This window comes from Amycolatopsis sp. NPDC104863 (assembly GCF_055582965.1).
Genome location: NZ_JBVJOW010000002.1, coordinates 194844 through 202027, shown reverse-complemented (window position 1 = coordinate 202027; position 7184 = coordinate 194844). Strand labels below are relative to the sequence as shown.

Below are 7184 nucleotides of genomic sequence, written 5' to 3'. Positions count from 1 at the left end.
CCCGCCGGCTCCCATACCAACGCCCTCGCGGCACCCCCCCCCCCTCCCCCCCTACCCCCCCCCCCCCCCCCCCCCCCCCCCGGCGAGGTTCAGCAGGCGCCGCCGTCACTCCACACGGCCCACGAACCGGGCGCGCCGGGCTCGGCGCCGGTCGAGTACCACGTCGACGTCCACTTGTGACCGTTGTGGCTCACGGCGTCGTTGGGCACGTAGGCCTTCGCGGAGTCCCACTCGGCGAGGCCGCCGCAGCCGGTCGGCGGGGTGCCGGTGCCGACGGTGAGCGAGAACTGCGCGGTGTGGTCGGCGTCGGTGCCGTCGCCGGTGACCGTCACCTGGCTGGTGCCCTGCGGCGTGGTCGCCGAGGTGGTGATGGTCAGCGTCGACGTGCCGCCGGACTGGACGCTCGCCGGGCTGAAGGTCGCCTTCGCGCCTTCCGGCAGGCCGGTCGCCTGCAGCGCCACGGTCTGGGCGTTGCCCGAGGTGACCCGGGTGGTCACCGTGGTGGTCGCCGTCTGTCCGGGTTGGACGGACGCGGACGTCGGCGACAGCGTCAGCGAGTAGTCGTTGCCGGCCGGCGGCTGGCCGCTGCAGGTCGGCTCACCGCTGACGGCCGTCACGCTCACCGCGTCCCAGGCGGCCTTGGTGGTGTTGAACTCGGTGCAGCTGCCCGGGAAGAGCGCGATCGCGGCTTCGAGCGTGGCCTTGCGGGCGGCCTTGTGGTTCCAGGAGGAGGTCTTCTTCAGCAGGCCGTTGTAGAAGATCTTGCCGGCCTTCTGGATGCCGATGCCGGTGACGGTGGAGCCGTTGCACGTCGGGCTGGCCGGGGAAGCGTTGCTGCCCTGGGAAAGCAGGTAGAACCAGTGGTTCTGCGGGCCCGCGGCGGCGTGCACCTCGGTGCTCGGGATCGACGCCGAGTAGCAGTTCGGGTCGCCGACCTGGCTCGGGTTGTACATGTAGCGGATCGGGCCCTGGCCGACGAGGTTGACACCCTCGCCGACGGTGAAGTCCGGCCGGTCCACCGGGTTGTTGGCGTAGGCCTCGGTCAGCGCGCCGAAGATGTCGCCGGTGGACTCGTTGAGCCCGCCGTTCTCGTTGCCGGAGCCGGCGCCGCCCGGGGTCGTCTGGAAGATCGCGTGCCCGAACTCGTGCCCGACGACGTCCATCGGCGTCGCCTGGCGGCGGTTGTCCTGGGAGTGCCCGAAGTGCGTCGAGGAGCCGTCCCAGTAGGCGTTGACGTCGTTGAGGCCGACGCTCGCGCGGAAGCCGCCGCCGGCGCCGTCGATGCCGTTGCGGCCGAGCCAGTCGCCGAGCATCTTCCACTCGGTCTGGACGCTGTAGAGCGTGTCGACGCAGCCGGTCTCGAGGTCGGTGCCCGAGCCGTTGCCCCAGGTGTTGCTGCTCTTCGTGAAGATCGCGCCGCCCTCGCGGCCGCAGGCGATGCCGCGGCGGGCGGGGTCGGTCATCGAGTACGAGCTGCCGGAGCCGGACGTGTCGATCGAGACCTGGCCGGCGTAGAAGGAGTTGCCGGTGCCGGCTTCGCGGACGTCGTCGCGCGTGTCGAGGACCTGGCCGGTGGCGCTGTCGACGAAGACGTGCAGCTTGGTCGGCTTGGCCCTGGCACGCCCGGAGACGACGACCTCGTAGGCGAGCTTCGGGGCGTCCCCGGCCAGCACGACGAGCTTCGGCGCGGTCGTGGTGTCTACTGTGGACACCTGGGCCTTGGCGATCGTGGTGGCCTGCTCGGCTTTGAGCGTGGCCTGGGTGGTCACGGCGATCGGAGCGGTTCTCGCGGCTTCGGTGCCGCGAACGCGCCCGGCGCCGTCGGCGACGACCACCGCGTCCCCGCCGACGACCGGCAGGCCGTGGTAGGTGCGCTGGTAGGAGGCGTAGTAGAGCCCGCCGCCACCCGGGGTGACCCCGGTGCGGACGAACGCCTCCCCGGTGCCCTTGGCGAGCTCGTCGACGCCGCTGAGCGCGGCCTGGTCGGCGGCCCGGGCGGCGAGCGCCTCGGGCGGGGTGGCGGCGGGGGGAACGGAGGCGGCGGCCGGGATCGCCGGCACACCGAACGTCAGGACCAGACCGGCGATCGCCGCCAGCCCTCGTGGGGATCTCATGGGGAACCTTTCCGGGGAACGCGGGAGTGTGCCCGGAGGAATAACTCCAGTTATTGCGCCGGACGCGTCCGAGTAAAGGTTCCGGTCGCCGGTCGGTCAATGGGCCGAACGGCCCAGCCGCGCCCGGCGAAGATCACGACGATCTGGGCAAACCCCCAGGAAGCGGCCGGTTTGGCGACTGGTCTGAACCAATTCACCCGACTTTGGTAGGAAACTTCCCCGACCGGACCGCCGCCCCCGCAGGTCCGCCGTGTCGACCCTCCAATCACGCGTGTCGACCCCTCAATCACGCGTGTCGACCTCCGGATCACGCGGGTTCCGGCGGCCGAGGGGCATCACGCGTGATTGAAGGGTCATCACGCGTGATTGAGGAGTCATCACGCGTGATCAGAGGGTCGACACGGCTATGTGTCGGTGCGGGTGGCGGAGTCCAGGCCGCGGCGGTAGGCCTCGATGGCTTCGTCGAGATGACCACGTTGTCGGAGGACGTCGCCGAGGCGCAGGGACGTCGAGACCGCGGCGCCGTGCAGCGAAGCCCGGGTCTGGATTTCCGCCGCCTCGCGCAGCAGCCGGGTCGCGGCCGGGAGATCGCCCTCGGCCTGGGCGATCTGGCCCCGCAGGCCCGTCGCCTCGCCCAGGGATTCGACGTCGCGGGCCAGCAGCGGCCAGACCTCCGTGACCAGCGACGCGGCTTCGGCGGGCGCGCCCTGCCGGAGCCGGACCTCGGCCAGCTCGACCGTCGCCCCGGCGACGCCTTCCTCCGAGCCGATCGCCGCGAGCTGGTCCCGTGCCGACGTCAGCTCCGAGCGCGCCTCGTCGAGCCGGCCCAGCCGGCGCAGGAGATACCCGCGCGCCCAGCGGCAGCGGGCCGCGTCGCGGTCGAACCCCACCGACGCGAACAGCCGGCACGCCTCCGTCAGGTCGCGCTCGGCCCGGTCGGCGCGGCCGGTCGCCTGCCACACCTGCGACGCCTGCCGGTGGAACCGCGCGACGAAGTCCGGCCGGGTGGCCGCCCGCGCCAGGCGGACGCCGTCGAGCGCCGCGCGCTCGGCCCGGTGCAGGCCGCCCATCTCCATCAGCGGGTGGATCAACGCGCTGAGCAGGCACAGCTCGGCGTCGGGGTCGGCCGGCCCCGCGGCCAGCTCCGCCTCGACCCGCGCGACCGCCGCGCCCGCGTCGCCGGCCAGGTACCGGCAGCCGGACCAGCGGTGCACGATCATCGCCCGCAGCCACGGCGGCGCGGCGCCGGCGAGCTCCGACGCGTGCTCCAACGCCGTCTGCGCCCCCTCGACGTCGAACAGCTGCCACTTGACCTCGGCCTGGCAGAACCGCGCGTAACACTCGACGTCGTCGAGCCGGTAACCCGCCGCCTGCTTCGCCACGGACGCGAAGCACGCCGAAGCGGCGGCGACCCGGCCCTGTTCGAGGTCGCGGTACCCCTCGTCCAGCGCGGCGCGCAGCTCGTCGGCGACGCCCGGGGGACGGCCGAAGCGCAGCTCGTCGACGGTCAGGCCGAGCCGGTCGGCCAGGTAGGCGAGCATCTCCTCCGACGGCGGCCGGCTGCCGGTCTCCACCTTCGCCAGGAAGCCCCGGTCGTACCCGGGCTCGGCCAGCTCGCGCTGCGTCCAGCCGCGCCCGGCGCGCAGCCGCCGGATCCGCGTGCCGAGCGGCTCGGTGGGTGCGCTGGTCATCTCCCCACGGTAGGTCATCGGCGCGGCGAGTGCGGAAACGGACATATTGACGTCCGCGGGCACGCCGGGATAGCGTCTTTCGCTAAATAGGAAACTTTCCTAACAAAGTGGAGCCTGATCATGCGCCTGCTTCCCCTCGTGACGGCGGCCGCGCTCGCCGTCCCGCTGGCCGCCACTCCGGCCGAGGCCGCCACGCCGGCGGACGTGCGCGTCGACCAAGTCGGTTACGCGCTGGGCGAGGCGAAGCACGCGTACCTCCTCGGCGGCACGCAGGGGACGTTCACCGTTGTCGACGAACGCGGGCACACCGTCCGCCAGGGTCGCACCGGCGCGAGTGTCGGTAGCTGGAACGCCAAGTACACCAAGGTGTTCGACCTCGACCTGTCCACTGTGGATCGACCGGGCACCTACCGCGTCAAGGCCGCGGGAGCGACGTCACCGCCGTTCCGGATCGACACCGCGCGCCGCCTCTTCCGCCCGCTCGTCGGCGCCACGACCGAGTTCTTCCAGGCCCAGCGCGACGGCCACGACGTCGTCCCGGGCCGGCTCGACCGCAAGCCGTCGCACCTGGCGGACCGGAAGGGCACCGTCTACGCCGAGCCGAAGTTCGCCGGGGAAGGCGGTGACGAAATCGTCGAACCGCTGAAGCCGCAGGGCGGCCCAGTGGACGTCGAGGGCGGCTGGGTCGACGCGGGCGACTTCGTGAAGTTCACTTCCAACACGGCGTATTCGCTGGCCGAGCTGGGGGTGGTGTTGCGGGACGACCCCGATCCGGTGCTGGCGAAGGAGGTCCGCTTCGGCCTCGACTGGCTCGACAAGATGTGGGACGGCCGGACCAGGACCCTCTACGCGCAGGTCGGCATCGGCACCGGCAGCGAGGAGTTCGGCTTCCTCGGTGACCACGACGTCTGGCGCGAGCCGCAGGACGACGACGCGCTCGCCGTCAAGCCCGGCGACCCGGCGTACTTCGTCAAGTACCGCCCGGTGTTCCCGGCCGCGCCCGCCGGCGCGCCGCTGTCCCCGAACCTCGCCGGCCGCGTCGCCGCCGCGTTCGCGCTCGGCGCGCAGATCCAGGCCCACCGCGACCCGCGCCTGGCGCGGCACTATCTGGCCGAGGCCGCCGCGGTGTTCGCGCAGGCCAAGACGTCGGACGTCGGTGAGCTCGTCACGGCGTTTCCCCACGCCTACTACCCGGAGTCGTCCTGGGAGGACGACCTCGAGCTCGGCGCGACGCAGCTCGCGCTCGCCGCGCGCAAGCTGGGCGACCCGCGCGCGAACGGCTGGGCCCGCGACGCCGCGAAGTGGGCGAAGACCTACATCGCCGGCGACGACAAGAGCACGTTGAACCTCTACGACACCAGCGCGCTCGCCCACGCCGACCTCGCCGGGCTGCTGCGGACCGGCGTCCCCGGGGCCGCGCTCGGCGTCCGGGAACTGGCCGCGGACCTGCGTCGTCAGCTCGACGCCGGGGTGGAAAGCGCGAAGAAGAGTCCATTCCGGACGGCCGTCGACGTCACCGACTTCGACGCCGCCAGCAAGAGCTTCGGCTTCGCCGCGACCGCCCGGCTCTACCAGCGGGTGACCGGCGACACCCGCTACGCCGCGTTCGGGGCGCAACAACGGAACTTCACCCTCGGCGCCAACGCCTGGGGAGTGTCGCTCGTGGTCGGCGTCGGCACGGCGTTCCCGCAGTGCCCGCACCACCAGGCCGCGAACCTCGCCGGACCTTCGAAAGTGCTGTACGGCGCGGTCGTCAACGGCCCGAACGGCGCGGACAACTTCGCCGACCTGCCGTTCCCGGCGGGCGCGAAGGAATGCACCCGTCCGTATGAATCCTTCGACGGCCAGGGAAGTCGTTACGCGGACGACCTGAGTTCATGGCCCAGTAACGAGCCCGCCATCGACTTCACCTCCACGGCCCTCTTGGCATTTTCGCTGGCGGGCAGGTCGTAGCATGACGAGGTGAGTGAACAGTCTGAATTCCCCGACGGCCAGTACCCCGAGCGCCCGGTCGAGCGCCAGAAGGGCCCGGTCGTGCTGCGCGGCGACCGCCGTGACCAGGGCAGCACGACCGACCAGCGGCTGCTCGACTCGCGCGGCCCCAGCGACTGGGTGCACACCGACCCGTGGCGCGTGCTGCGGATCCAGGCCGAGTTCGTCGAGGGGTTCGGCGCGCTCGCCGAGGTCCCGCGCGCGGTCACGGTGTTCGGCTCGGCGCGCACCAAGCGCGACCACCCCGAGTACGAGCTCGGCCGCAAGATCGGCGCCGCGCTGGCCAACGCCGGGTTCGCGGTGATGACCGGCGGCGGCCCGGGCGCGATGGAGGCGGTCAACCGCGGCGCGGCCGAGGCCGGTGGCTTCTCCGTGGGCCTTGGCATCGAGCTGCCGTTCGAGCAGGGCCTGAACCCGTGGGTCGACCTCGGCGTCAACTTCCGGTACTTCTTCGCCCGGAAGACGATGTTCATCAAGTATTCGCAGGCCTTCATCTGCCTCCCCGGCGGTTTCGGCACGCTCGACGAGCTGTTCGAGGCGCTGACGCTGGTGCAGACGAAGAAGGTCACGAAATTCCCGGTGGTGCTGTTCGGCAGCGAGTACTGGGGCGGGCTGTACGACTGGATCGCCAAGACCGTGCAGGCCGAGGGCAAGGTCAGCCCGCACGACCTCGAGCTGCTGCACGTCACCGACGACATCGACGACGCCGTCCGCGTGGTGCAGGAGTCGTACCAGGCGTGGGAGGACACCCACTGATGACCCGGATCTGCGTGTTCTGCGGCTCGTCCATGGGGTTCTCCCCGCGCTACGCCGAGCAGGCGGCGGCGCTCGGCAAGCTCCTGGCCCAGCGCGGCATCGGCCTGGTCTACGGCGGCGCGAGCGTCGGCACGATGGGCGTGGTCGCCGACGCGGCGCTGGCCGCGGGCGGCGAGGTGATCGGCGTGATCCCGGAGGCGCTTTCCAGCGTCGAGATCTCGCACGCCGGGCTGTCCGAGCTGCACGTGGTCCGCGACATGCACGAGCGCAAGGCGAAGATGGCGGCGCTGTCCGACGGCTTCCTCGCCCTCCCGGGCGGCGCGGGCACGCTGGAGGAGCTGTTCGAGGTCTGGACGTGGGCCCAGCTGGGCCTGCACGGCAAGCCGATCGGCCTGGTCGACGTCGACGGCTACTACGAGCCGCTGCTGAAGTTCGCCGACCACATGGTGACGGAGGGGTTCGTCAAGGAGGACTACCGCCGCCTGCTGCTGACCGACCCCGACCCGGCGGCGCTGCTGGACCGGTTCGAGAGTTATGAGCCGCCGGCGCCGCCGAAGTGGGCCACGGAGAAGCCAGGGATCTAGGCCGCCGAAGTGACCTGATCGGCTGGTTCGCGGGCGAAATCGATCAC

5 protein-coding genes are annotated in these 7184 nt (G+C 71.9%); 3 read left to right on the top strand and 2 right to left on the bottom strand.

The window, feature by feature from the left end; genetic code table 11:
• Positions 1–89: 89 nt before the first annotated feature.
• The gene (locus ACZ63J_RS10225) at positions 90–2114 is read right to left on the bottom strand and encodes a M4 family metallopeptidase (RefSeq protein WP_465403967.1); all 2025 of its coding nucleotides are present in this window, start codon (positions 2112–2114) and stop codon (positions 90–92) included.
• Between the two features lie 404 nt (positions 2115–2518).
• Positions 2519–3805: a helix-turn-helix domain-containing protein gene (locus ACZ63J_RS10220; protein ID WP_465403965.1), complete on the bottom strand. Its 1287-nt coding sequence runs from the start codon at positions 3803–3805 to the stop codon at positions 2519–2521.
• Positions 3806–3925: 120 nt separating this feature from the next.
• On the opposite strand from ACZ63J_RS10220, the gene ACZ63J_RS10215 reads away from it, so the two are divergent.
• The 3 genes from ACZ63J_RS10215 to ACZ63J_RS10205 are packed head-to-tail and all read left to right on the top strand — an operon-like array spanning position 3926 to position 7137.
• Complete coding sequence (locus ACZ63J_RS10215) at positions 3926–5758, top strand: glycoside hydrolase family 9 protein (protein WP_465403963.1); 1833 nt, start codon at positions 3926–3928, stop codon at positions 5756–5758.
• A gap of 9 nt (positions 5759–5767) precedes the next feature.
• Positions 5768–6553, top strand: coding sequence for an LOG family protein (locus ACZ63J_RS10210; protein WP_465309309.1), 786 nt, complete (start codon positions 5768–5770; stop codon positions 6551–6553).
• Entirely contained in the window at positions 6553–7137 is a 585-nt protein-coding gene (locus tag ACZ63J_RS10205) for an LOG family protein (protein ID WP_465335680.1), read from the top strand. The genes ACZ63J_RS10210 and ACZ63J_RS10205 overlap by 1 nt, the downstream gene beginning before the upstream one ends.
• Positions 7138–7184 lie beyond the last annotated feature (47 nt).